Here is a 25,963-nt window from a genome sequence, read left to right as displayed (position 1 = left end):
CTCTATCCAATTTTAAATGTGTGCCATTTAGTCTCTTCTTTAGAAGCTGCTACTGCATTTTCAATAAATGCCATGCCTCTAATCGCATCTTTTATACCTGGTACATCGAACTCAACATTAGTTGCTGATTTCCCAGCTTTTTTGGCGTTTATTTGATTTGCAAAGTTGACGTATATATTGGCAAAAGCCTCGAGGTAACCTTCTGGGTGGCCTGCAGGTGCACGCAGTGCGTTTTGTGCTGCTTCACTTTTAAGCGCAACCCCTGCACGTAATAATGTTGTTGGTGCGTTATGACTTTTCAGCCATAAGCTGTTTGGCTCTATTTGGTTCCATTCTAAACTTGCTTTATCACCGTATATGCGAAGAGATAAATTATTTTCTTCACCAAGCGCTACTTGGCTCGCAAGTAACACGCCTTTACTATCGTTATTAAAGCGCAGCAAAACAGTGCCATCATCATCCAGTGTTCGCCCTGGCACAACCTGATTCAGATCAGCACAAAGTGCGTTAATTTCGAGGCCGCTAACATATTCTGCTAAATTAGCTGCATGAACGCCAATATCAGCAATACAACAACTTATTCCTGCTTGCTGTGGGTCTAAACGCCATTGGGCTTGTTTTACCTGTTCGTCTTCGGTTTGACTAAGCCAACCTTGCGAGTATTCAACAATGACTTTACGAATAGTGCCTATCTCGCCTTGGGATATACGATATTTCGCTTCTTTGATCATTGGGTAACCGGTATAGGTATGGGTTAATCCGTATAAACAATCACTGTTATCTAAACTTTGTTTTAAGCTCAATGCTTCATGGAGATTTAATGTGGCAGGCTTATCTGATAAAACGTGAAAACCACTTTCAATGGCTAATTTAGCGATAGGAAAATGAAGATGGTTGGGGGTTACAATAACCACAAAATCAATGCGTTCATCAACAGGTAGTTTTGCTTCTTCAATAAACATTTGTTGATAAGTGTCATAGCTTCTACTGGAATCGATCCCCAGCATGGCTGCTGTTTTTTTTGTCAGTTCAGGGTTAGAACTAAAAGAGCCCGCGACAAGACTGATCATTCCATCGAGTCTAGCTGCAATACGATGAATGCCACCAATAAATGCGCCTTCAGCGCCACCAACCATTCCCATTCGGATTTTTGTGTTATTCATCTAAAATACCACCTCAATAGTAATCTATTGAATTTAGTTAACATCATGTTATTAATAATAGAGAATGGTAATCATCAGGGGTAATAAAAATTCGGTTGACAATGCAACAAAATCGGCGTTTTATATATTAAGTTTTAAGTTGATTTTAGAGGTTTTGTGCGTTGGACATTCAGCAAATTATTGATAGAGCAGGTGTCAATCAATTAATATCAGCATTTGATATGTTGCCTGATATTTTGTTTTGGGTAAAAGACACTGAAAGTCGAGTTCTCTTTGCCAATCAGCATTTTATTGAACATCAGGGTTATAAAACGTTTGAGCAAATAGCGTTAAAAACTGATTATGACTTTTCACCAAAACATTTAGCGTTTCAATATGTAAATGATGATAAGCGAGTGATGTTGGGGGGAACTGTCACCGACAGGCTTGAATTAAACCACACATCAAATGGAGACTTGGCTTGGTTTTCAACTTCTAAAAAAGCTATTTATTTGGATCAAGAAATTGTCGGAACTTATGGCGTTACACGTCACCTTCAAAAGACCTCTAAAGCTTTGTCCCATGTTAGGGCAATAGAAGGGCCAGTAGATTATATTCGCGAACATTATTCACGCCCTATCAACATAGAACACTTAGCGGACCTTGCTCATTTATCTGTGAGTGCGTTAGAAAGGCGCTTTAAAAAACATTTAGCTAAAACACCAAATCAATTTATTAACGAAATACGTTTGGAAAATGCACGTAAATTATTAGTTGAAACACGCTTACCTATTTCGCAAATAGCTTACCAATGTGGCTTTGCAGAGCCTAGTTATTTTAGTAAACAATTTAGACGTTTATTTGGTGAAGTACCTTCACAAATGCGCGAAAACATTAATCGTTAGCGTAATGTCTAGCCAATTGAATAGCCCCTTGCTCTGGTGAATATTTAGCATTACAAAGGTAGCTTTGTATATTGCTGGACAAGCATGGGCTAATTTTATCTGCCACTCCACCGACTAGAGTGATATCTTTAAATCCGAGCCTTACTAAATGTTCGATGTAACGGGTTGTATAATCCGCTGCTTTTTGAATAATCGATTTCGCAATAGGGTCTTCACGCATAGTAAATACCAGCGGTGCGAAACGAGCGAAATAAGCTGGCTTTTCGTTCATTGCACGTTGAGTTAACAGGTGTGCATTAGCAAACTTTGTTTGAGCTAAAAATGCCTCAACTAATGGCGTACTTGGATAAAGGCCATCTAGCACTTCTAAAGTATGGCGAAAAAGAGCAAGGCCAATCCAGCTTCCGCTGGCACCATCGCTCAACAGTAGTCCGTGACCTCCAAGCTCTGTTACTTGATTATTTTGAATGACACCAGCACAAAAACCTGTACCAAGAATGATAATAGCGCCGTTGTTACTTCCGTGCGCACCAAGGCAGGCTATATGTAAATCTGTAGAAAAATTAAATTGTGCAAACGGATGTAACCATTTGGACATAGCTACTTTGGCGTTTTCAATGTTTGCTCCTGCAAGCCCGGCATAAGCATTGATAGAAGGCAGTACAGAGGCTGGTAAATTTGCTTCCTTGAGTGCTAGCATGGTCGCATCAACAATAGATTTTTGTGCTATTTCTACTGACGTTGCAATGTTTGCAGAGCTACTTTGTGCTTGCGCGAGTAAACCGCCTTTTTCGTTTTCGAGTCTGACACGGCATTTTGTTCCACCGCCATCAATACCTAAATAAAACTGTGGTTTTTTATCAATCATTCAATGCCTGCTTTTCAGTAGTATCTAAAATTTCACTTATCAATAATGGATTAATATACCCTTTACTGTTGAGTACGCTTGAGTGTGTATGAAGTGATACTAAATTGCCAACAGCTAGTTGCCATAATTTTCCTGCGTTTTTAGTAGTTACACCACCACCTATCACAATTTCAATTTGATTTTGAGCTTCCTCAATAAGTTGTTCTAATTGATAAAGGTTATGCAGTATAGGCTGGTTTGCATTCCAATGATTTCCATTAGTTAGCACGCGGTCAATACCTAAATCAATTAGTTGCTTTATAGCTTGTTGTTTATCATTAATACAATCAAATGCGCGATGAAATGTTGTTTTTAAACCGTTCTTTTGTGCGCATAACACAAGCTTTTGGGTTGTGTTTATGTCTATTTCTGATTTAGATATTGCACCAAATACTACACCGGTTGCCCCTAAATCTGCTGCACGTGTTATTTCACGAATCATCTTATTTAAAATTTTGTTATTGGCAACAAACGTGTTTGCAACAGGTCGTATCATTACGAGAAGCTCACCGTGTGCTGGTATTTGTTGCGCACACAGTTTGATCGCAGTACTGTCTGGTGACAATCCATCAAGGTGCATAGAGCTGCACAACTCAACTCTATTTGCTCCTGCGATAAATGCACTATTAAGATTAATAGGGAGCGTTAATAGGTTGTCGGAATTCAAACAAATTTCTAAATTTTTACCTGTCACTACATTTCCTAAAATAAATTATTTAGTTGCCATATATTATTTACCACTTAGTCAGACATCAAAAATAAACTATAAATCTCTTTTTAATTAATGATTTATATGTATTTTTATTGAGTGTTAATGTTCCTGTACTAATAAATAAACTCAGTTTTTACGGTTTAAGACTATAAACCAATTCAAATTGAAATAGATATTAAAATATACTAAACGCCGATTTTGTAGCATTGTTAACCGAATTTCTATTATCGCTTTTAATTGTAAAACCCTATTCTGGAATTGTGATTTAACAACAATTTAACCTTGAACTTAATTATTTGGTTTTTAGGTTTAACTAATTGTTTGACCTTATGAAGGCTTACACAGCACAAGAACACACACAGTGAATGGAGATAAACATGAACAATAATAATAGTTTAGGATCGCCAAACCTTGCTCGGCGGTTTCGAAAGTCAGCATTAATGTTAGCGATAATTGCAAGCTCGAGTAATGCATTGGCGCAAAATGAAAATAACGAACAGGATGATGACATAGAAGTTATAGAGGTGCGAGGGATTCGCTCTTCAATGGCAGAGAATCTAGCGATTAAACGTCTTTCAAATTCAATTGTTGATGCTATAACGGCTGAGGATATTGGCAAATTTCCCGATAAAAATGTAGCAGACTCCTTGCAGCGTGTACCCGGTGTTGTGATCTCTAGAAGTGGTGGCGAAGGGGAAAATGTGAGTATTAGAGGGCTTTCATCTGATTTAACACTTACCCAGTTAAATGGTAATTTCATCGCGTCGTCTCCGGGCTCTCCATCACGTTCCTTTAGTTATTCCTTATTGCCATCAACCATGGTTAAGTCTGTTGAAGTGTTTAAATCATCGGAAGCTCGCTTAGATGAAGGGGGAGTGGGTGGTACTGTCATTCTAAATAGCCGAACACCTTTAGACATGGAAGCTAACTCTGGTGTATTGAATGTTGAGTATACTTACGCTGATGTTACAAAAGAATATGAACCCAACTTTAGTGGTGTTTACTCTTGGAAGAATGAAGATGAAAATCTGGGTTTTTTACTTGGATATACTAATCAAGAGCGTACAAACAGATCGCTTACAGGCAATATGTCAGGCGGCGGTGGGTGGCGCTGGGCAACGGGCAGTGATTTGCCTGCAACGGATACTAATGGCAACGAAATAACGGATAGCACTAGACGTTTTGATGCATTGGAAGATGCATATGGCAACACATACGATGGTGTTTGGGCACCACAAGTTGCTGGTGTTGGAATTACGCAAGAGGCCCGCGAGCGAGTTGGAATTCAAGCAACTTTTCAATGGCGTCCATCAGATAATTTAGAACTTACCTTTAATCACTTCCATTTCGAACTGGGGCAGGATCGCACGACATCTCAATTGATGATCCCAGAATGGAAATACAACCCCGATTACTTAACAGGTGTTTTACTCGATGAAACCGGCACTATTGTAACAGGAATGGACTTTACAAGCGGGGCAGGTGGCAGTGAGGGAAATTTAGAATTTCCTTGGATTATAGGAAGCTATACAAAAGAAAAAGACACCTCTGATACCTATGATTTTGCATTTGAATATGCGGGCGACCTGTTTGACTTAAGCGGTAAATTTGGTCGAACAGAAGCGAGTGGAGGGCCTTCTGAGTCATTTAATGCAGCGTATAAAAGTGGACAGCCAGCAAGCCGAAGTGATTCAGGTGTTAATGAAAATGCCGCATCGTTTGCAGGTTGGCGTTTAGGTGAGCGTGTATCACTTTATGCCGATCCTGCTCTACTAGCAAATTTACAAGCTGGCGTTGCAGGGGACCCCGATCCGGGCTCAACAGGCTCAAGCTTTATTGTTAGCGACTTAGTTGAAGACTATGCGCAATTAGATTTAGATTACCACATAGCTTATGGCATCGTAGATACAATTCGCGTGGGTGTTAAGCATCGAAAAGCAAGTTTGCACCGTGAAACCAATAATACATTCTTTATTACGCAAGAAGGCGCAAACCGTATTGCGAGTGGAGATTTAGACCCATTTAGCCAAGGTGCGATTGACGAAGTTGCTTACCAATGGATTGGTGGAATGCCAAGCCTACAAGACGTACTTAATGCAGAATCAGAGCAAAACATTGCAGGTGGCATTGAAGTTAATACGATGCCAAGTATTAACTGGCAAAAGTACCGCGATCTAGTTACTAGTGAATACGCTAAGTATACTAGGCGAGAGCCAGATTTTGTGTTTGATATAGAGGAAGAAATCACAGCGGCTTATTTACAAGCTGATTTTTCGTTTGGTGATTTCCGAGGAAATGTGGGTGTTCGTTATGTTGAAACACAAACCCAAATTATGTCGTCAGATAAGATTAATTATTTTTTAGATGATATTAACGACGTAACTGGCGAAGACATCTTAGGCGATGAACGTTTAGTTGATGTAGAAACAATGACCACGCGTAGCGTAAAAGATGAACGTTTTCTGCCCAGTTTAAACCTAGTTTGGGAAGCCAATGATTCGTTCGTTGTTAGAGCTGCTGCAGCGAAAACAATGTCACGAGCACCATTTAATGATTTAGGTGCGCCAGAGCAACTTACTTTCATATCGCAAGAGTGGGCTGATGATCGCCTTGAGTTCAGAGGTAACCCCGTGGATCAAGGATGGAGTGGTTCAGGTGGTAATAAAGCGCTTGAACCATTTGAATCAGTGCAATTAGATTTATCGGCTGAATATTACTACGGAGTTGGCTCCGCAGTGGGTATCGCTATATTTAATAAAGATGTCGATAATTTTATAGTGCCTTTAATTATTACCTCAGAGCGCCCATTTGAAGGCTTTACAAATCCATTTACGGATGAAGAAATTGTCTCGTCCGGCAATATTACTGTTTCCCCATTTACGACAACCGCCAATGGTACAAATGCAACGTCACGCGGTGTTGAAGTGTTTGCCCAACATTCATTTGAAAATGGTTTTGGTATCAATGCTAACTATACATTAAATGATACGAACCAAGCCGATGTTAGTGTGGATGGCGAGAAAGTTGGTGAGTCTGCACTTGTTGGTAGCGCAGACGATCAATTTAATTTTTCAGCGTACTTTGAAAATCAAGACTACAGCGTTAGAGCGTCTTACAACCGTCGAGGAAAAATGGCATTAGGCCTTGCAGATGGCTTAACGGTTTCACAAGAACCTTATCAGCAAGTCGATTTGAACGCATCTTATAACATTATAGAAAATCTAATTCTGTCGGTATCGGTGATTAACTTAACTAAAGAAGAATCGCGAACTTATTATGGCGACGATAGTAAAGACCGCCTTCGCAGCAGTAGTTATAGCGGACGAAGATATTATGCTGGCATAACTTATCGTTTTTAAAACCATATAAATAAGTACGTATTTACACACTGAGCAAGATTAATTGCCTACGCCATAAAAATAACGACTTGGGCAAGCTAGTGTGTAACCGATACCTGAACTTTAAGGCATTATTATGAATAAATTAAAAATTTTTAAGCATCTGAGCACAGGAATTCTCACTGCTGGGCTTGTTAGTGGCTGTGGAGGAGGAAGTAACGACCCTCAAAAAGAGGATGTTCCTGTTACACCTGATGTAACCTATGCTGAAATTGCTGGCTCAGTTGTAAAAGGTGTGATTGCAAACGCAGATATATCAGTAAGCGCATTAAATGGCACTGAGCTAACAATCAGTGGCACTCAATTTACAGACAATGAAGGCAAGTTTTTTGTTGAGTTAGCATCAGCCCCAGGTTTTGGAATTAACACTACAGTTAAGCTAAATGTTGTAACAAGCGAGAGCTCGACAATGTTATGCGATGCTTTGCAGTGTGGTGAGGCAGACTTTACACAGTTAACAGCAGAAGGAGCAATTGCAGGAAACACCTTTACCACATTAGGTCAATTATCTGTTGATTATGGTAATACAAACAATGGTGAAGAGGATGCAATACTCCAAGCTAATGCACTTACCACACTCGCAACGCAATTATTAGAGCAACAAATAAATGATGGTAAGAATGTATCAACACCAGAGTTGATGGTATTAGCCCAAAGTCAGGTGTCTGATCTTTTATTAAGATTGTTAGGGTGGAACACAAGCAATAGTAATGTATTTACGACCCCTGTTATTGGCGCAGATAAACTTGAAAGCTTTATCGTGGGTGAAAACTGCGAAGAAAATGACTCTGGTGAGCAGGTTTGTTCAATTGAATATGCTGATGAAAAAACCATTAAGTTGTCTTTACTTAATGCATCGTTTGCTCAATTTAATGACACCCAAACATTAAAAACAGTTTTAGATTCTGCCCAGCAGAATATTCAGTTGGCACTCGCAGAGGATAGCGTTGCTTTAGAGACGCTTCGTCAAACAGCCTTTGATGCTATCAGTATTCATCCGTTAACAGAGCAACTTGGATTATCGGCTGATGCCATTGTAGATGTATCACTGTCATTATTTGATGAAGCCGTATCAACGGGACCATTACAAGAGGTGACAACTCAAGAGAATTTAACGGGGGCTGTTTATACAGCACGAAATGCAATAAGTGATGCAGAGGATGCAGCAAAAGCATTTGATTCGAATATTGACACTAAATGGCTTGATCACAATGATTGGCTAGGCGCACCAACTGAAGAGTCGCCTTCGTGGATACAGGTTGATTTTCCAAGCCCTCATGCAGTGAGCAGTCTGTTTATTACAAGCGCTAATGATGCTCCTGAGCGAGACCCAGAAAACTTCACAATCTTAGGATCGAATGATGATGGAGAAACATGGTCAAACCTTGCCAGCTTTGTCGGTGCATCATTTGATGAGCGTCTCATGCGACAAGAGTTCAGCTTTACTAATGCCCAAAAATATAAAAGCTATCGTATCAATATAACAAAGAACAAAAATAATGACGGCTTAGTGCAGTTGTCAGACATTCAAATGGTTGGGCCGGTGTTTACTAGTGTTGATCATACCAATGTAATGAATGGTGTTGCTACGGCTAGGTACAGCATTGGCGATGCAGAAAACCAAGATAAGGCATTTGATAACGACCCATCGACAAAATGGCTCGATCATAATGATTGGCAAGGAGCACCAACCGAAGCGGATCCATCATGGATACAAATGGATTTTGACAGTGCTGTTGCTGTAGATACATTAGCAATAACAAGTGCAAATGATGCGCCAGAGCGCGATCCAGAAAACTTTACATTATTTGCTTCAAATGATGGCGGAACAACTTGGCAGAAACTTGCAAATTGGGTAGGTGAATCATTTGATGAACGAGCGCAAAGAAGAACCTTCACATTTCAAAATCAATTAGCATTTACAAGCTATCGATTAGAAATAAGTAAAAATAAGAATAATGATGGGTTGTTGCAAATAGCAAATATCGACTTAATCGGCCCTGTGCAGCCAGGTTTAGATCACAGCAAAGCGGATGGCGTAAAGTATAGTGCGCGCTATAGTATTAGCGACAGTGAAAGTGCAGCTCAAGCCTTTGATAATGACGTGAATACAAAATGGCTTGACCACAACGATTGGCAAGGTGCACCTACTGATGAAGACCCTGCTTGGATTCAAATCCAGTTACCACAGGCAAAAGCAGTGAATGCATTATCAATAACCAGTGCTGGCGATGCACCAGAGCGTGACCCAGAATCATTTAGTATTATGGGCTCTAATAATGCTGAAGATTGGGTTAATTTAGCTTCGTGGGTTGGTGAAACATTTGAACAGCGTTATGAACAAAAAAACCTAACATTTAGTAATACCTTAGCTTATAGCTATTATCGTTTGTCAGTAAGCAAAAATGCTAATAATGATGGCTTAGTACAAATTGCTGAAATCGCCACGGTTGGCCCTGATTATGCCTACACAGATTTAAGTCGCTTACCTGATGCTAGTTACAGTGCTCGCTATAGTATTGGCGATGGTGAAAGTGCTGATAAAGCGTTTGATGGTGATGTGAATACAAAATGGCTTGATCATAATGATTGGCAAGGTGCACCGACTGCTGACGACCCTTCATGGATCCAAGTAGATTTTACTCAAAAACAAGTTGTTAGCGGTTTAGCTATTACAAGTGCAAATGATGCGCCAGAGCGCGACCCTGAAAACTTTAGTTTACTGGGCTCAAATGATGGTGGACAAACATGGGAAGAAATTGCTGCTTTTGTAGGAGAAAGCTGGGATACCCGTTTTGAACGCCGTACCTTTGATTTCAGTAATGGTTTTGGCTATTTAAGCTATCGTTTGAATATCAGTAAAAACGCAAACAATGATGGACTCGTCCAAATCGCAGAAATTGAGTTACTAGGGTTAGAGCAGTAATTTTAACAGACCAAAGGTCAGAGCTTATTCTGGCCTTTTTTATTATTGATGAAAAGCTAGGTTAAAGAATGAATACTAAACGAACATTTTTAAAACAATCAATTACAGCTTTACTCGCGTTCGGTGCCTCAACACTAACGAATAAAAGTCTGGCAAATATGCCGCAGATAGCCGCCAATATCAACAAGACAAAAATACGCAATATGCCCATTGTTGTGTCAACTTGGCAACATGGTTTAGCTGCAAATCAAGCCGCTTGGCAAGTGCTTATTCATAAAGGCAAAGCTATAGATGCAGTTGAAGCAGGTGTTAAGATCCCTGAAGCCGACCCAGATGTGATGACGGTTGGCTATGGCGGATACCCCGATCGAGAAGGTAACGTTACACTAGATGCATGTATTATGGATGAAAATCAAAACTGTGGTTCAGTGGCCTATCTTCAAAATATTAAACACCCAATTTCAGTTGCTAGATTAGTGATGGATAAAACACCGCATGTTATGTTGGTTGGTGAAGGCGCGCTGCAGTTTGCTAAAACACAGGGATTTGTAGAGGAGAATTTACTCACAGCAAAAGCAAAGAAAGCGTGGCAAGATTGGCTGGTGGAATCTAAATACGCACCTGTTATCAACATTGAAAACCACGACACAATAGGTATGTTAGCACTTGATAGCTATGGTGACTTATCAGGAGCATGTACCACCAGTGGTGCAGCTTTTAAAATGGCAGGGCGAGTAGGTGATTCACCTATAATTGGGGCAGGGCTATATGTAGATAATGAAATAGGCGCAGCAACAGCAACAGGAATGGGCGAATTGATGATGAAAACGGTGGGGTGTCACCTTGTAGTCGAAATGATGCGCCAAGGAATGTCGCCAACAGATGCATGCAAGGCAGCTGTTGAACGTATTGCAAGTAAGTTAGGTAATTATAAGCAATTTCAGGTGGGGTTTTTAGCATTAAATAAAGCGGGAGACTATGGCTCATATTGCATTCAACCAGGCTTTAATTATGCGGTTAAATCAAAAAAAGAAGATACATTGAATAATGCCAGTAGCTTGGTTTAGCCCGAGTAATAAATAATTTAATAGCCGAGCTAAACTCTACCTTTAAAGGGTCTAATCGTATAAGTTAAGGTGCATTTCGTTGTGATGGAGAGTTTTTAAAGTCGCCGACCATCTCATTTGGATTAACCTCTTGTTTATATTGGTGTGTTGCTGATGCCCACCACATTAACTGGTTAAATGTGCGGTTGTAATAGTTCATCCATGCGCTTTCCTCATCAGTATTTGTATGAGTACCATCCTCTTTAAACACGTCTTGTGCTTTAGGAATATGAATCATTGCAGAGACCGATAAACAACCAAGTTCAGCTAAATACGTACGCATACCAACCGCTGCGCGCATACCGCCCCATTGCCCCGCGGAATAAGTAACGATAGCGCTCGGCTTGTAGGCAAATGAAGAACTTGCAAAATGATTTAAAAGGTTAGCAAGAGCAGGACTCATTGAATGATTGTACTCAGGACTTACCATAATATAGCCATCAGCTGTGGCAATTTTTTCTGCAAGGGTGTTGAGTGGCTCGGGTGCTTTACCTTTAGCATAGGCAAATTGCGGTTTAAACACGGGGTCTAACGGGTAATCCAATGGATCAATTAATTCAAATTGATGTCTAGGGTAACTATTTTGTAAAAAACGAAGGCATGACTTTGCAACGCGCAACCCTAAACGAGCAGGTCTTGGTGGCGTACTGTCGCGCACAGTGCCTAAAAAAATAAGAAACTTCATCCATTTTCTCCTGAACGATATTTTCAGTTTATTAAAAATCGCCATTTATTGTTTGGGTATACAGCTTAAGTGATAGTGAAAAAATTACCTTAATAAAAAAATGCTTAAATCCGAGCTTAACGGATTAGTAAGTATATGGGTAATTATATAAAGTGTATTTTAATTTTGGCCAGTGAAGTCATCAAGTAAGCAATAGAATAACGTCAATTTTGGCTAATTGAGTGGCTTATCATACTAAAATTTCCCAGCTCAACATATATTACGCGGTTGTAAAAAAAGTTAGTAAACACGTTAGCTAGCAAACTCAACTGATATAATATAACATTGCTAAACTGTATCAATTAAAGAGCTATAAAATGAATAAGAAACTGCCCGTCACAGTTTTGTCTGGCTTTCTTGGGGCTGGTAAAACCACAGTGCTAAGCCATATCTTACATAACCGAGAAAATTTAAAAGTGGCCGTTATCGTAAATGATATGAGTGACATCAACATCGATGCCGCTGTTATTAAAAACGAGGTATCGCTCAATCATCATAATGAAAAACTGGTTCAAATGAGTAACGGCTGTATCTGCTGTACCTTGAGAGAAGATCTATTGATAGAAGTAACAAAGCTTGCTAATCAAGGGCTATTTGATTATTTAGTTATTGAGTCCACGGGTATTTCAGAGCCTCTACCTGTTGCAGAAACTTTTACATTTGCTGATGAAAATAATATCTCTTTATCAGATGTAGCAATATTAGACTCGATGGTGACAGTTGTTGATGCAGTCAACTTTTTGCATGATTATCAGCAAGCACAATTGTTACACGATGTTGGCGAGTCCTTAGGCGAAGAAGATGAGCGCAGTATTACGGATTTACTTGTCGATCAAGTTGAATTTGCTGATATTATTTTGATCAGTAAGACTGATTTAGTAAGCACTAAGCAAATTTCTCAACTAACCGCTATCTTAAAAGCCTTAAATACACAGGCTAAGATTATTCCTATATCGGCTGGAAACGTTGCTATAGAAGAGATATTGAATACCGGACTATTTGACTTTGATAAGGCACAACAAGCACCTGGCTGGTTAAAAGAAATGCGTGGTGAGCATATCCCAGAGACGCAAGAGTATGGAATAAGCAGCTTTAATTATGTTGCACATAAGCCTTTTGACCCTAATAAATTTTATAAATTTCTTCACACTACTGAACAATATGGCAAATTGCTTCGCTCAAAAGGTTATTTTTGGCTAGCAACACGCCCTGATTTTTGTGGGCAGTGGAATCAAGCGGGGGGTATTGCTGATTACGGTTTTGCTGGCATGTTTTATAAAGCCCTTGCAAAAGCTCATTGGCCGACAGATAAAGAAACACTTGCTGAGATAAATGAAAAATGGCAAGAGCCATTTGGCGATATGCGCCAAGAGTTGGTGTTCATAGGGCAATCATTAGATAAAGAAGCGATGAAAAATGCACTCGATGCGTGCCTTTTAGACGATGATATTTTGCACAAAGGTAAAGAGCACTGGGCATCGTTAAATGACCCATTTCCAGTGTGGGAGGAAAGTGTATGAATTCCCTTGCAGCAGTTAAAGTAGCTGAGAAACAATTAGCGAGTCGTGCGGCTGTAGGTACTGAGCCCAGTATATTTGCAGCTATTTACCAACCTGAGGTAAATATTGTTATTTGGCAAAGGCAACTTGCAAAGACGCTTTGTGCGGCAGTCGATGAGTTAATAAATAGCAAGCAATTAAAACCACTTGAAATAGCCGTTGCACCTGAGAATACGTACGATGAGCTTACTCGCATTTTAGGTAATTCTGAGGCGGTATCAATTTTGAGTAAAGATATTGCGTTGCAAGTTGACATGTTTTGTTGCTTGTTTGATTTAAAACGAGCTGGTTTGCGATTAACCATGCTAGATAAAGCAATGTGCCCACGCTTTCACGTTGATAAAATACCGTGTAGGTTAGTTTCAACCTATCAAGGTGTTGCTACTGAGTGGCTTGCACATGAGCATGTTGATCGTGCCAAATTAGGCGCTGGCAATAATGGTCTGACAGATGAAGAGTCGGGGTTATTTAACAAACCTGAACAAGTACAAAAGTTAACGAAAGGTGATGTTGCACTATTAAAAGGAGAAAATTGGCAAGATACAGAGGGAGCCGGCTTAGTTCATCGTTCTCCGGCGGTTACACGCAACAGCCAGCGTGTTTTATTAACGTTGGATTTTATGTAGATCCAAAGAGCTTGCACAGTATGACAACAAAAAGGGCGCAATAAAGCGCCCTTAAATTCATAGATGATTTTATAAAAAGCTACTTTTTCTCTTCATCTGGCAGCGTGACATTAAGTTCTAGCACTGCTAAGTCATCTTCATTTTGGTCGAATTGAACTTGCACTGCATCTGTATTCACATTGACATACTTGCGTATAACATCAAGGATGTCTTGTTTTAACTGTGGTAAGTAATCCGGTGTACCACGCTGTGAGCGCTCGTGCGCAACAATAATCTGCAATCGCTCTTTTGCCAATGATGCGGTGTTTTTCTTTTCTGAGCGGAAGTAGTCAAGTAAAGACACATTAACCTCCAAATATCCGTTTAAATAACCCTTTTTTCTCTACATCTAAGAAGCGAAAATCGACGGTTTCACCTAATAATCGCTCAATCGCATCTGCATATGCAAGGCCTGCGTCAGATTCAGAGTCTAAAATTACCGGTTGACCTGAGTTTGATGCGCTCAACACAGCTTGCGACTCAGGTATTACACCCAGTAATGGGATAGAAAGAATGTCTTGCACATCTTCAACTGAAAGCATTTCACCCTTCTCAACACGCTCAGGGTTGTAGCGAGTAAGTAAAAGGTGCTCTTTAATATTTTCAAGCCCTTCTTCAGCACGTTTTGATTTACTGTGTAGAATGCCTAAAATACGGTCTGAATCTCGAACAGATGACACTTCTGGGTTTGTTGTGACGATTGCTTCATCAGCGAAATACATTGCCATCATTGCACCTGCTTCAATACCTGCAGGTGAATCACACACAATATAGTCAAAATCTTTTTTCAGCTCGTTAAGCACGCGCTCAACACCATCACGTGTTAGCGCATCTTTATCGCGAGTTTGTGAAGCGGGTAGTAAAAATAATTTCTCTACACGCTTGTCTTTTATAAGTGCTTGGTTAAGATTTGCATCACCATTGATTACATTTACAAAATCATAAACTACTCGGCGTTCACAACCCATGATTAAATCAAGATTACGTAAGCCAATATCAAAATCGATAATAACTGTTTTATAGCCTTTAAGTGCTAAGCCTGTGCCAATTGCAGCACTTGATGTAGTTTTACCTACACCACCTTTACCAGATGTAACGACAATTACTTTTGCCATAAGATTTATCCTTTAACCAAAGCTGAAATTTCTAAAGATTCGTTTTTTTGTTGTATTTGCACAGCCTGTCCCCAGTGTTCACCCTGTAAAGAGTCACTGATCCAGTAATTACCATCAATTGAAACAAGTTCAGCCTCTAACTTTTGGCAAAAAATGTGCGCTTCTTTTAAACCTTGCGCGCCAGCAATAGCGCGACCACGTAATGTTCCATATATATGAATGTTGCCGTCAGCAATTACTTCTGCACCATGGCTAACTGCGCCAAGTACAATAAGATCTCTGTCTTTCGCGTAGACTTGTTGGCCTGAGCGAACCGTGCCATTGATTACTTGTGCAGGTAAATGAACTGCTTTTTCAACAATTGACGTGTTGGGCTCCTTTTTAACAGGTTCACTCTTAACGTCTTGTGAATAATTTAAAACAGACAGGCCTGCTGACTTAGCGAGTGCATGTTGTTCATCGGAGCCATTACACACACCAACAGCATTGAAGTTTAGCCGCTCAATTAAAGATTTAAGATGTGCAAAGTCTATTTGGTCGTTGTTCACTTCAATTAAATTAACAACGATAGGTGCGCCTTCAAAAAATCGTGGGGCTTGTGATATTTTTATGTAAAGTTGTTCTGCTAAAAGGTTTATATCAGTGCTGTACAGATGCAACACTGATAGCGTAAATAGATTTCCCTTTAACTCAAATATTTGGTCCGACATATACACTCAATTGTATTATTTGATAAGAAATTAAACCTAGATATACACAGCCTAAAATGGCCTAAATTATATGGATTAAGTTGAAATTTCTAATCTATTTTTTCTAACTTATTATTACTCTCATGTTATAGTGTGCGGCACTGTTACGCAAGAATTTATAGGCTCATAATGCTCACTGCGGTATATAAAAGTAAGAAAAAAGCGGATACCTTTCTTTTTGTCGAAAAAAGAGATGATTTTAGCAAGGTACCTGAACCTCTAATGGGTATGTTTGGTAAACCCGTATATGTCATGCTAATAAATTTAGCAAAACGGGAGCACTTAGGTGTTGCTGATCTAAACGCAGTTAAGCAAGCGTTAACAGAAAATGGGTTTTACTTGCAGATTCCACCACCACAAGATAATTTACTTGCTGAGTTTAAAAAACAAAATGGAGTTGAGAGTGACTAAAAGAGTATTAACGAAATTGGCTGCTATTATTTGTAGTGCGTGCATAAGCACATCGGCACTGGCCAATACACAAGAAAAATTTGATGCATATGTTGCAGACCTCAAACAAGAAGCAACACAAAAAGGCTATGACAAACAACTCATTGATGCTGCGTTTGCAACGGCTAAGTTTAAGAAAAAAGTTATTTCAGCTGATAAAAACCAGCCAGAAGTAAAAGAAACCCTTGAAACATACTTACCAAAACGTGTACCGCAATGGAAAATAGACCGTGCTCGTAAACTGTATGCTGAAAATAAAGAAATTTTAGAACAAGTTGCAGACGAATTTGGCGTACAAGCGCGCTTTATCGTTGCACTTTGGGGCCTTGAGAGTAACTTTGGTAAAATACAAGGCGGTCATAATGTTATTTCATCAGTTGTCACACTTGCATTTGATGGCCGTCGCGAAACTATGTACAAAAACCAACTATGGGCTGCGTTGGACATTTTAAAAGCAGGGCATATTACACTCGATAAATTTAAAGGTTCGTGGGCTGGTGCAATGGGGCAAACGCAATTTATGCCAACCTCATTTAATGCTTACGCCGTTGATTATGACAATGACGGTCGCAAAGACATCTGGACCACACAAGCTGATGCCTTTGCGTCAATCGCAAACTATTTAAAACAAGCTGGTTGGAATGACGATTTAACGTGGGGACGCCAAGTTAAATTACCTGATGGCTTTGATAAAAACTATGTATTAAAACGCGGAACGCGCACGCGTAAGCAGTGGCTAGAGTACTGGGCCGATTCAGAGCGTTCATTAGCAGATTGGCAAGCGCTTGGTCTGCGTAAGATGGACGGCACAGATCTTCCAAATGTCGATGTGACAGCGGCCCTCGTCATGCCAGATGACATGGGTGGGCGCATGTACCTTGCATATGATAACTACAAATCACTAATGCATTGGAACCGTTCATACTACTTCGCCACCAGCGTAGGTTACTTATCAGACCGCATTGGTTATCCAGCGATTTAGTAAGTTAATAGATGACTAGTTGCTAGGTAACTAGGTGCTAGGGTGTTTTTAGAAAGCGCGAGTATATCTCGCGCTTTTGTTTATAAAGAATATAAGCGAGCTAGGAGCGGTAAGCTTTAAGTCGTAAGTTCGGAGTTAAAATTAGCTGCGTTGTTTGGGGAAAGAGAACGAAACCCAACGAATAAATACCTTATCAGTCTGCATCTAAGCCTAGCATTAAAGGGTTGTTTTATATTGTTTCTACCTAATGTTACTATGTTAAAAGTAATATTGAGAATATCAACTTTAATTACAATTGTATTTATAGCTTGTGAAAGCTATCTTTTCACCAGCTTCAAATTATAAAAATTATCCCTTATAAACTTATAAACTTATAAAGTCTTAAATTGGGCCCATGTTCTACTAAATCCTTAATGGGTAAAGTCCATTCATCAAAGCCTTTCATTTTAATAACCAATATGTGCATCTCAGCTTCCCCTGCATTACTACCTGCGACAGCCCGCTTATGGCCAATTTCATAACGCATAGATTCTAGTAAATCTTTATGGATAATATCAGTATCGAACACGCCATCTCGGATATGTAGTTCACTTTTGTTAATCCATGCTGCTGGCTTACTTGCGTTCTTAAACCATAAGATCAATGAAGCCAAGTAACAAAGAATAATTATGGCTAATGAATATGCCCAATCAAACTGCAACTCTGCGAGAAGAAGTACTACGAATATCAATGGTGATAATGACGCAAAAAATATTTGAAAGTAATTTCTATTTCTAGCTAGTGCCATGAGTTAATTTAAATTCCTTGTATAGTTATTTATGATCTTTGTATTTTTTTCACTTCTCGATCAACTCAGTGCTTAAAACTATTAGAACCTAGAACCAAATAAACACAGACGCGATATAAAATCGCTGCTACGGTTTCTTCAATATTTTATCTTTAAAGTCGAGTACTTTACCTATGCCTGAGCCGAGTTTCATTAAGCTTTGCAGTTGTTCTGGGCTTAGGCGTTGTAATTCGGCTGACCATTTTGTGACGGTCTCTAACAAGTCGTGAATTTCTTGCATTTGTTGCTGAGCGAAACGTTCATCATCGTTGTGGGCTTGTTCTATAATATTGTCGCGTAGTAAGCTGAGCGTTGGATCTATCTCGCGTTTTTTGCGCTCTTCAAATACGCGGTTGGCCATGTCCCAAATTGTACCAGCTGGAGCATAATACTCTTTACGGTCGCCGGGAATATGCTGCACCTTAATGAGGCGCCACGATTGCAATTCTTTTATTCCCATACTGACATTACCCCTAGAAATGCTTAAGGCATCTGCAATTTCATTGGCCGTCATAGGTTCTTTAGTAATAATAAGTAACCCGCACATTTGACCAATTGTACGATTAAACCCCCAACGACTGCCCATTTCGCCACAGTGCATTACAAATGCGTAGTTTTTGTCTGATAATGTCATATTTTTTAAGTTTCAATAAACAATGAAACTAATGCTAGCACGCTTAAACTGTATAGCAAGTACTACCGTGATTGATAATATGGGCTGCCTAATTTTTGTGCGACCAAAGTTTGATTTAGATTAAATCACATTCCTTTATATTGGCGTAAGCTATACCCATAACGATGACAACTCTCACAAGGAATTAAATATGAAAGCTGCTATAAATACTGAATTCAAAGGACGCTTAGAAATTACTGATTTACCTATTCCAACGGTTGGTATAAATGATGTGCTGGTAAAAATTGCAGCATGTGGCGTTTGCCATACGGACTTACATGCATGCCATGGCGATTGGCCTGTTAAACCTAAAATGCCTTTGGTTCCAGGCCATGAAGGTGTTGGGGTGATTGAAGAGGTAGGCAGTAATATACATCATCTGAAAGTGGGTGATAGAGTGGGTGTGCCGTGGCTTTACAGTGCGTGTGGGCATTGTGAATTTTGTTTAGATGGAAAAGAAACACTTTGTTTGTCGCAGCACAATACAGGTTATTCAATTGATGGAGGCTATGCTGAATATTGTCTAGCTCATGGCGATTACGTGGTAAAAATACCTGATAATGTTGGCTTTGCTGAAGCAGCCCCATTATTTTGCGCGGGTGTGACCACTTATAAAGCATTAAAGGTATCAGAGGCAAAACCGGGACAATGGGTTGCTATTGTAGGTGTAGGTGGCCTAGGTCATTTAGCTGTGCAGTACGCTAAGGCCATGGGGTTTAACGTAATTGCAGTTGATACGGGGAGTGAAAAGCTTGCTTTAGCTGCCAAGCTCGGCGCAGATATAACCCTTGATTTTAAAGAGTGTGTGCCAAGCGAAACAATTTTTGAAAAAGTAGGGGGCGCGCATGCCGTAGTGTGTACGGCGGTTTCAAAGCCTGGTTTTGAGCAAGCGTATAAAAGTGTAAGGCGCGGTGGTAAATGCGTTTTAGTTGGATTGCCACCAGAGGAAATGCCTTTGCCAATATTTGATACAGTCTTAAATGGGGTTTCAGTCGTGGGTTCAATTGTTGGCACGCGTAAAGACTTACAAGAATGTTTAGAGTTTGCAGCGCAAGGTAAGGTGCGTGCCATTATTGAAGAAAAACGCCTCGATGACATTAACGAGATTTTTGACGACATGTTAAAAGGCGATATTAACGGTCGAATTGTAGTTACTATATAGAAAATAATTCAGAGCGCACACGATGTGCGCTCTACTTTGATAATTTACAGTTTATAACTCAATGTTAATTTTGCATTTCGCTCTTCACCAGGCATTCCACCCAAAAACATCGCTTTTGAATAATATACTTTATTAAAGAGGTTATTTAGGTTTAACTGTATGCCCCATTGTTCGGTGTTGTAACTCAGTGCAGCATCATAAACGGTATAACTCGCTACGTAGCCATCTGGAATACCGAATGATGACGAGTTAGTGCTTCTGTCATCAACATATTTAACACCGGCACTAATTTTTAATGGCTCTGTTAGTTCAAACCATTGAGCGCTATAGGTAACCCATGTGCTTGCTGTGACATAGGGAACGCCTTTTTGACGAGTATCAAATGAGCTTGAGTTAGGGTTTTTCTTATCGCGGGCATCTTGATAAACACCGTTAATATTGACTTTCCATTGCTCGTTTAAATACGCATTTAAATCAAGTTCCACACCACGGGTTTGTTCTTCACCATCAAAATAACTTTGTGGTACCGATGCAGGCGATGTAGCTTCATCATAGTCAGGATTTGCATATTCTAAGTTAGTACGTGCGGTATCAAACACGACTAATGAAGCGAGTAATTGATCATCAAAGCCCTTCATTCTAATCCCTAAGTCAGTACTGAGCGACTGCGCGTCTTCACGGTCAGCTTCATTTCCTTTTACTGAACCTAGAACACTGTAAGCTGTGCGGCCTTTTGAGTGATTTATAAACAGTGAGATGTCATCACTTGGTTTATAAGTAGCGCCTAAGTTATAGGTTAAACCATTATCGGAGGTGCTGGCTTCTGGTGTTGCAGCTGCAGCGCTTGCACGATAACGTGCGTCTACACCAAAGTGTTCATATTTTTGTGTAATTTCGTTATAGGCAAAACCAACACGGGTGGTAAATGTGTCATGAATATAGGCCACATGTTGTAGACCTACGCCCCATGCTTGAACTTTCTTATTGTAGTTACTGGTTTTAAGTGGGTCGTAATCACTAAATTGACCTTCGCCCCAGTTTGGTGTGCGAATGTCAAAAATATAAGGTAACGATCCTTGGTATGTAGTATCACCGTTTTTATCTTTGAGAATATAGTCTTTATCCCAAATAGAATATTGTGTGAAGCGGACATCACGGTCTTCGTAATTAGCATTAACTAATAGCTCATTATCTATATCACCCAGGCTAAAGTCATAGCGTAAATCAGCAAAGTACTGCCATGATTTTTCGTTCGCTTCAACTTGGCGATATTCTTGTCGACGAGCAGCAAACGGATAGAGCACATCATCAATAACTAATGGGGCGCGTGGGTCTGCATTAATAACACCTCTGCGGTTCCAATACACATAATTGTAAGCGCCGGTTTGACGGGCAAAGCTAGATTCGTAATTACGATATTGCAGTTGTTGGTTTAAAAATAAATCATGCGTAAGGTAATAATTATGCGTTAATTTAAAACGCAGTTCTTCACCTTTATTATCCTTCGCCATTGGGGAAATTATCCCGTTGTGGCCAAATGTATAAGGCGTTAAACCATCTGAAATGGCTAATGAATCAGCGAGTTGTTGGCGTTGTGCTTGGGTTAACTGTAAACCAGCCAATGATTGGTCATTTACTAGATCATCGCCAGTTACCTGACTCGCTGTTTTGCCACCAACCGACTCTGCATTAAAAATACGGATAGGGTGGCCGATAGAGTCAACAGCAATGGCATCTTTTATATAAGCCGCTGAGAGCATGATGTCTTGTTTATCATCGAAAACATATTTTAGTGAGCTATATATCTCATCACGATCGTCTTTTAAATCACGATAGCCGTCACTGCGTGCTGTTTTAGCGTTTACTCGGTAGGCTAGGTTATCTGTAATCGCATCTGTACTATCAACTGCAAGTGAGTAAGTGTTCCATTGACCAACCTCAGCTTGCACTGAATGCTTTGCTTCAAACTGTGGTTTTTTTTCAATAAGGTTTATAACACCACCGGCACTGCCCATACCATATAAACCCGTGGCTGGACCTTTAAGAACTTCTACTGCTTCAACATTAGTTAGCGAGCGAGTTGGGTTAAAGGTATTGCCTAAACCTGCACCGCCGTACATACCGTCATACGTGTAATTTGCACCTAAGCCACGAATAACCAAGTTATCACCAATACCATAGTTATTACCTGCTTGGGTAACACCGCTGATATTACGCGCTAAGTCTTGAAGGTTATCAACCCCTTGTGAATTTATTAATTCTTGATCCACCACCACAATTGGGGCAGGCGTCTCCATCAGAGACATATCAGATTTTGTTGCTAAACCGGAATTTAGCACAACATGGTTTTGCTTTTGATAAACAGTGATATGTTCTAGTTCAGACTCTTGAGCTGATAAAGCATTGAATGAAGTTAAGCACGCGAGCGTAATTAAAGAAAGTTTATGTGTTGTCATACATAGTCGCCATTAAAGTTTTTCGCAATGATAATGGGTTGCATTTTCATTACAAGTAAAAATTAACTTTTATTAAAATTAAATAGGCTGTATACATTTTTATAACGGCATGTTTTATAAATATTTACTTTTGATGGGCAGCGGGGATGAATAGTTTATTACGTGGGGTGAGGGTGCCCCACGTTTAAATGAAAATAGCACTTTGGTTTACTTAATACGCTCGCCGCCTTTCATAATGAACTCAACGTGTTCTAAGTAAGTAATATCATCTAGTGGGTTTCCTTTCACTGCGATTATATCGGCGGCAAAGTTTGGCTTGATCTGACCAAAAGATTGCTCAACCTTTAATAATTTGGCACTGTTAATTGTTGCAGACTGTATCGCCTGTAACTCAGTCATGCCTAATTTTACCATTCGTGAAAACTGTTTTGCATTATCGCCATGCGGGTAAATAGCTGCATCAGTGCCAAACACCATGTTTACACCCGCCTTAACTGCTCGAGAAAAACTGTCGCGTTGTCTTTTAGACACTAAGCGCTCTTTGGCAAGGTTTTCTTCTGCAACACCGTTTTGTTCACCGTAGGTCAGGGTATACTCAGTATTATAAATATCCATTGAAAACCACGTACCATGTTTTTTAGCAAGGGCGATGGCTTCATCATCAACGTAACTTACGTGCTCTACACTGTCTACTCCTGCTACAATAGCGGCCTTAATGCCACTGGTTCCATGTGCGTGAGCTGCAACGGTTAAACCTCGCATATGGGCTTCATCAACAATTGCATTCATTTCATCTTGGCTATATTGTTGAATACCCACTTTTGTGCCTTTAGAAAAAACACCGCCTGTTGCGCAAAATTTTATAGCATTGGCACCGTATTTTATATTTTCGCGTACTTTTGCTCTAGCAGCCCAAGGGCCATCAGCAACACCTGTTGCTGTGTACTTTAGTTCTGGTGGTAGCCGATTATTATCGCAGTGGCCACCAGTAACACCTAAAGAGGGGCCTGCTGCCCATATTCGTGGTCCTATTATATCGCCTGCGGTTATACCATCTCTAACGGCAATGACACTGTAACCGTCAGCGCCTACATTTCTAACTGAAGTAAAACCAGCATGCAGAGTTTTTTTGGCAAAATAGGCCGCTTTAATTGCTTTGCGTGGAATTGACTGACCAATTCGCTCGCTGCGCGGTACGGTAGGGTCGCTGGTTAAGTGCACATGCATATCCATCAAGCCAGGAAGCAGCGTTAATTCATCAAGCTTGATATGATTATCACCTGGTTTTAAATTTGGCTGTTTGGCATATTCAACATGAGTAATTACGCCGTCGTCAATGCTTAAAAGAGGTTGATTTTTTAACTGACCTGTTTGCACGTCTACCATTGCTTTAGCAGTTATATAAGTAGTAGCTTGTGCCATCGGACTACACAATAAAAACGCACTTAAGCTAAGTGTGATTACTTTTATATTTTTCATTATTTTAGTTTTTGTCGCTTGTTAGTACGTTTAATTTAGCAATGCGCACCAAACAAGTAAATAAAATGTCAAAGCTAACACAAAGCTTGCCATGCAATGTACTCAAACCGCATAATCAACTCTCTCTCATTCAAGGAATAAATTATGAAAAAAGTAAAATTAGCCGTGCTAAGCACTGCTATCGTATTGTCGCTGAGTGCATGCAGTGGTCAAAATAAGGAAAATACTCTCAGTGTTAATAACGAAACACCTCCAAGCACAGAGCAGGTTATGAATGAGAGCAAAAAATTAACCCAGTTATTGACGCACTATTTTGATGATGGGCTAGCGTTTAACCCCATTGGCGGCACATTTATAGGACGTGCTGAGTACAATAATCAATTTATCGCACCATTGACGCAAAGCAATATCGATGCTCAACGTGACTTTTATAAGTTGTACCAACAAAAATTGAGTAAAATTGATAAGTCAGCTTTACAAGGGCAAGACTTATTAAGCTATGAAATACTTGAACGTGATTTGGCATTAGCGCTACAAAGAGCTCAGTTTCCTATGCACTTAATGCCGATTAACCAGATGGGTGGAGCACATAACACATTTGCTGGCTTTGGCTCAGGTAAAAGCGCACAACCCTTTAATACACCAGAAGATTACATTGCGTTTATAGAACGAGCACACGCATACACTGCGTGGTTGCAAAGTGTTGAAAATATGATGCGACAAGGGATTAAACAAGGGGTTGTATTACCTAAACCGCTAGCTCAAAAATTACTTCCTCAGTTTCAAGCACATATTGTATCAAAAGCAACCGACTCTTTGTTTTGGGGACCAATAAAGAACCTTCCAGAAGACTTTACTCAACAACAACGAGTTGAAATAAGTGCTGCCTATAACACGATGATTTTGCAAACCTTGGTACCTGCCTACCAACAAATGAGCGATTTTTTAACCAATGAGTATATCCCAAATAGCCGCAATTCAATTGGCTATGCAGACTTACCAAATGGTAAATCGTGGTATGAGTATGAAATTAAAAAACACACCACGCTTGAATTAAATGCTGATGAAATCCACCAAATAGGTTTAGATGAAGTTTCACGTATATTAAATGAGATGAAAAAGGTTAAACAGACGGTGGGATTTGAAGGTGACTTAAGCGCATTTTTTACCCATTTACGTACCTCAGATGAGTTTTATTATGACACTCCTGAGGAGTTAATTGCTGCCTATGAAGCAGTTAAAGTCAAAATAGATGCCCAAGTTCCTTTGTTATTTGATGTTGCCCCGAAGGCTGATTACGTTGTAAAAGCGGTTGAAGATTTTAGAGCTGAGTCAGCGGCGGGGGCATCTTATCAGTCGCCTGCGCCAGATGGATCACGTCCAGGCATTTTTTATATCAATACATTTAACTTAAAAGCGCAGCCTAAATTTCTACTTGAAACCCTATCAATTCATGAAGCGGCACCTGGTCATCACTTTCAAATTGCATTACAGCAAGAAATTGAAGGACTTCCATTATTTCGTAAATTTGGCGGCTATACGGTTTTTGCTGAAGGTTGGGCTTTATACGCTGAAAGCCTAGGTAAGGAGATGGGCTTATTTACAGACCCCTACATGTGGTATGGACGTTTAGCTGATGAGCAGTTACGTGCAATGCGTTTAGTGCTTGATACCGGTTTTCATGCTAAAGGTTGGACTCGCCAGCAAGGTATTGACTATATGTTAGCTAATTCATCGATGGCCAAAAGTGATATTGTCGCAGAGGTCGAACGTTATATTGCATGGCCTGGTCAAGCATTGTCATACAAGTTAGGACAATTTAAAATTCAAGAGCTTAGAGATTACGCGAAGAATGAATTGGGCAATAAATTTGATATTAAGGCATTCCATACTCAAATTTTAATTGATGGTGCGCTGCCGATGCCTATTCTTGAAGCTAAAATAAAACGGTGGGTTTCTCAACAGTAATATACATTATGCGCAAGGCTACTGGCTTTGCGCGATGACGTTGTTTACGGTAAACTGCG

General features: G+C 39.9%; 21 protein-coding genes. 10 read left to right on the top strand and 11 right to left on the bottom strand.

What is annotated here, in order from left to right; genetic code table 11:
• Nucleotides 1-2 precede the first annotated feature (2 nt).
• Nucleotides 3-1,163, bottom strand: a complete 1,161-nt coding sequence (locus C7Y70_RS04840; RefSeq protein ID WP_135473579.1) for a Gfo/Idh/MocA family oxidoreductase — start codon at nucleotides 1,161-1,163, stop codon at nucleotides 3-5.
• A 161-nt stretch (nucleotides 1,164-1,324) separates the two neighbouring features.
• On the opposite strand from C7Y70_RS04840, the gene C7Y70_RS04835 reads away from it, so the two are divergent.
• On the top strand, nucleotides 1,325-2,047 hold the full coding sequence (locus tag C7Y70_RS04835) for an AraC family transcriptional regulator (protein ID WP_099293362.1): 723 nt from the start codon (nucleotides 1,325-1,327) through the stop codon (nucleotides 2,045-2,047).
• On the opposite strand, the gene C7Y70_RS04830 is transcribed toward C7Y70_RS04835, so the two are convergent.
• Both C7Y70_RS04830 and C7Y70_RS04825 read right to left on the bottom strand, forming a co-directional pair.
• The gene (locus C7Y70_RS04830) at nucleotides 2,037-2,915 is read right to left on the bottom strand and encodes a BadF/BadG/BcrA/BcrD ATPase family protein (RefSeq protein WP_135473578.1); all 879 of its coding nucleotides are present in this window, start codon (nucleotides 2,913-2,915) and stop codon (nucleotides 2,037-2,039) included. The genes C7Y70_RS04835 and C7Y70_RS04830 overlap by 11 nt on opposite strands.
• Nucleotides 2,908-3,648 (bottom strand): copper homeostasis protein CutC, encoded by a 741-nt coding sequence (locus tag C7Y70_RS04825; RefSeq protein ID WP_167850791.1) that lies wholly within the window; start codon nucleotides 3,646-3,648, stop codon nucleotides 2,908-2,910. The genes C7Y70_RS04830 and C7Y70_RS04825 overlap by 8 nt, the downstream gene beginning before the upstream one ends.
• 395 nt (nucleotides 3,649-4,043) lie before the next feature.
• On the opposite strand from C7Y70_RS04825, the gene C7Y70_RS04820 reads away from it, so the two are divergent.
• The 3 genes from C7Y70_RS04820 to C7Y70_RS04810 all read left to right on the top strand — a co-directional run bounded on the left by C7Y70_RS04820 (nucleotide 4,044) and on the right by C7Y70_RS04810 (nucleotide 11,057).
• Nucleotides 4,044-7,025: a TonB-dependent receptor gene (locus C7Y70_RS04820; RefSeq protein WP_135473576.1), complete on the top strand. Its 2,982-nt coding sequence runs from the start codon at nucleotides 4,044-4,046 to the stop codon at nucleotides 7,023-7,025.
• 115 nt (nucleotides 7,026-7,140) lie between these two features.
• Nucleotides 7,141-9,990, top strand: coding sequence for a discoidin domain-containing protein (locus C7Y70_RS04815; protein WP_135473575.1), 2,850 nt, complete (start codon nucleotides 7,141-7,143; stop codon nucleotides 9,988-9,990).
• A gap of 68 nt (nucleotides 9,991-10,058) precedes the next feature.
• Complete coding sequence (locus C7Y70_RS04810) at nucleotides 10,059-11,057, top strand: N(4)-(beta-N-acetylglucosaminyl)-L-asparaginase (protein WP_135473574.1); 999 nt, start codon at nucleotides 10,059-10,061, stop codon at nucleotides 11,055-11,057.
• Between the two features lie 64 nt (nucleotides 11,058-11,121).
• On the opposite strand, the gene C7Y70_RS04805 is transcribed toward C7Y70_RS04810, so the two are convergent.
• Nucleotides 11,122-11,781 (bottom strand): NAD(P)H-dependent oxidoreductase, encoded by a 660-nt coding sequence (locus C7Y70_RS04805; protein WP_135473573.1) that lies wholly within the window; start codon nucleotides 11,779-11,781, stop codon nucleotides 11,122-11,124.
• A 356-nt stretch (nucleotides 11,782-12,137) separates the two neighbouring features.
• Between C7Y70_RS04805 and zigA the strand changes: the two genes are divergently transcribed.
• Both zigA and C7Y70_RS04795 read left to right on the top strand, forming a co-directional pair.
• Nucleotides 12,138-13,340: a zinc metallochaperone GTPase ZigA gene (gene zigA, locus C7Y70_RS04800; protein WP_135473572.1), complete on the top strand. Its 1,203-nt coding sequence runs from the start codon at nucleotides 12,138-12,140 to the stop codon at nucleotides 13,338-13,340.
• Nucleotides 13,337-14,005, top strand: a complete 669-nt coding sequence (locus tag C7Y70_RS04795; protein ID WP_135473571.1) for a DUF1826 domain-containing protein — start codon at nucleotides 13,337-13,339, stop codon at nucleotides 14,003-14,005. Before zigA ends, C7Y70_RS04795 begins: the two co-directional genes overlap by 4 nt.
• Before the next feature lie 79 nt (nucleotides 14,006-14,084).
• On the opposite strand, the gene minE is transcribed toward C7Y70_RS04795, so the two are convergent.
• Genes minE through minC form a run of 3 tightly spaced genes read right to left on the bottom strand, consistent with a single transcriptional unit; the run spans nucleotide 14,085 to nucleotide 15,869 of the window.
• Entirely contained in the window at nucleotides 14,085-14,348 is a 264-nt protein-coding gene (gene minE / locus C7Y70_RS04790) for a cell division topological specificity factor MinE (protein ID WP_087531477.1), read from the bottom strand.
• 1 nt (nucleotide 14,349) lies between these two features.
• Complete coding sequence (gene minD / locus C7Y70_RS04785; RefSeq protein WP_099293344.1) at nucleotides 14,350-15,159, bottom strand: septum site-determining protein MinD; 810 nt, start codon at nucleotides 15,157-15,159, stop codon at nucleotides 14,350-14,352.
• 5 nt (nucleotides 15,160-15,164) lie between these two features.
• Nucleotides 15,165-15,869, bottom strand: a complete 705-nt coding sequence (gene minC / locus C7Y70_RS04780; RefSeq protein ID WP_135473570.1) for a septum site-determining protein MinC — start codon at nucleotides 15,867-15,869, stop codon at nucleotides 15,165-15,167.
• A gap of 168 nt (nucleotides 15,870-16,037) precedes the next feature.
• Here minC and C7Y70_RS04775 point away from each other — a divergent pair, with 168 nt between their 5' ends.
• Both C7Y70_RS04775 and C7Y70_RS04770 read left to right on the top strand, forming a co-directional pair.
• Nucleotides 16,038-16,319: a YcgL domain-containing protein gene (locus C7Y70_RS04775; RefSeq protein WP_099293340.1), complete on the top strand. Its 282-nt coding sequence runs from the start codon at nucleotides 16,038-16,040 to the stop codon at nucleotides 16,317-16,319.
• Nucleotides 16,300-17,340, top strand: a complete 1,041-nt coding sequence (locus tag C7Y70_RS04770) for a lytic murein transglycosylase (protein WP_099293338.1) — start codon at nucleotides 16,300-16,302, stop codon at nucleotides 17,338-17,340. The genes C7Y70_RS04775 and C7Y70_RS04770 overlap by 20 nt, the downstream gene beginning before the upstream one ends.
• 355 nt (nucleotides 17,341-17,695) lie before the next feature.
• Here the strand turns inward: C7Y70_RS04770 and C7Y70_RS04765 are convergent, their stop codons facing one another.
• Complete coding sequence (locus tag C7Y70_RS04765) at nucleotides 17,696-18,127, bottom strand: hypothetical protein (RefSeq protein WP_135473569.1); 432 nt, start codon at nucleotides 18,125-18,127, stop codon at nucleotides 17,696-17,698.
• 127 nt (nucleotides 18,128-18,254) lie between these two features.
• A complete protein-coding gene (locus C7Y70_RS04760; RefSeq protein WP_135473568.1) occupies nucleotides 18,255-18,800 on the bottom strand; it encodes a MarR family transcriptional regulator in 546 nt (181 codons plus the stop codon).
• A gap of 190 nt (nucleotides 18,801-18,990) precedes the next feature.
• Between C7Y70_RS04760 and adhP the strand changes: the two genes are divergently transcribed.
• Nucleotides 18,991-20,001 (top strand): alcohol dehydrogenase AdhP, encoded by a 1,011-nt coding sequence (adhP, locus tag C7Y70_RS04755; RefSeq protein ID WP_099293333.1) that lies wholly within the window; start codon nucleotides 18,991-18,993, stop codon nucleotides 19,999-20,001.
• A gap of 44 nt (nucleotides 20,002-20,045) precedes the next feature.
• Here adhP and C7Y70_RS04750 read toward each other — a convergent pair whose 3' ends face one another.
• On the bottom strand, nucleotides 20,046-22,457 hold the full coding sequence (locus C7Y70_RS04750) for a TonB-dependent receptor (RefSeq protein ID WP_135473567.1): 2,412 nt from the start codon (nucleotides 22,455-22,457) through the stop codon (nucleotides 20,046-20,048).
• Nucleotides 22,458-22,664: 207 nt separating this feature from the next.
• Entirely contained in the window at nucleotides 22,665-23,936 is a 1,272-nt protein-coding gene (locus tag C7Y70_RS04745) for an amidohydrolase family protein (RefSeq protein ID WP_135473566.1), read from the bottom strand.
• 144 nt (nucleotides 23,937-24,080) lie between these two features.
• Here C7Y70_RS04745 and C7Y70_RS04740 point away from each other — a divergent pair, with 144 nt between their 5' ends.
• Nucleotides 24,081-25,904 carry a DUF885 domain-containing protein gene (locus C7Y70_RS04740; RefSeq protein WP_135473565.1) on the top strand — a complete coding sequence of 608 codons (1,824 nt, stop codon included), beginning with the start codon at nucleotides 24,081-24,083 and terminating at the stop codon, nucleotides 25,902-25,904.
• Nucleotides 25,905-25,963 lie beyond the last annotated feature (59 nt).

The sequence above is a fragment of the Pseudoalteromonas sp. KS88 genome (assembly GCF_004766475.1).
In the GTDB taxonomy this organism is placed as follows: domain Bacteria; phylum Pseudomonadota; class Gammaproteobacteria; order Enterobacterales; family Alteromonadaceae; genus Pseudoalteromonas.
This window is presented reverse-complemented; position numbering and strand designations above follow the sequence as displayed.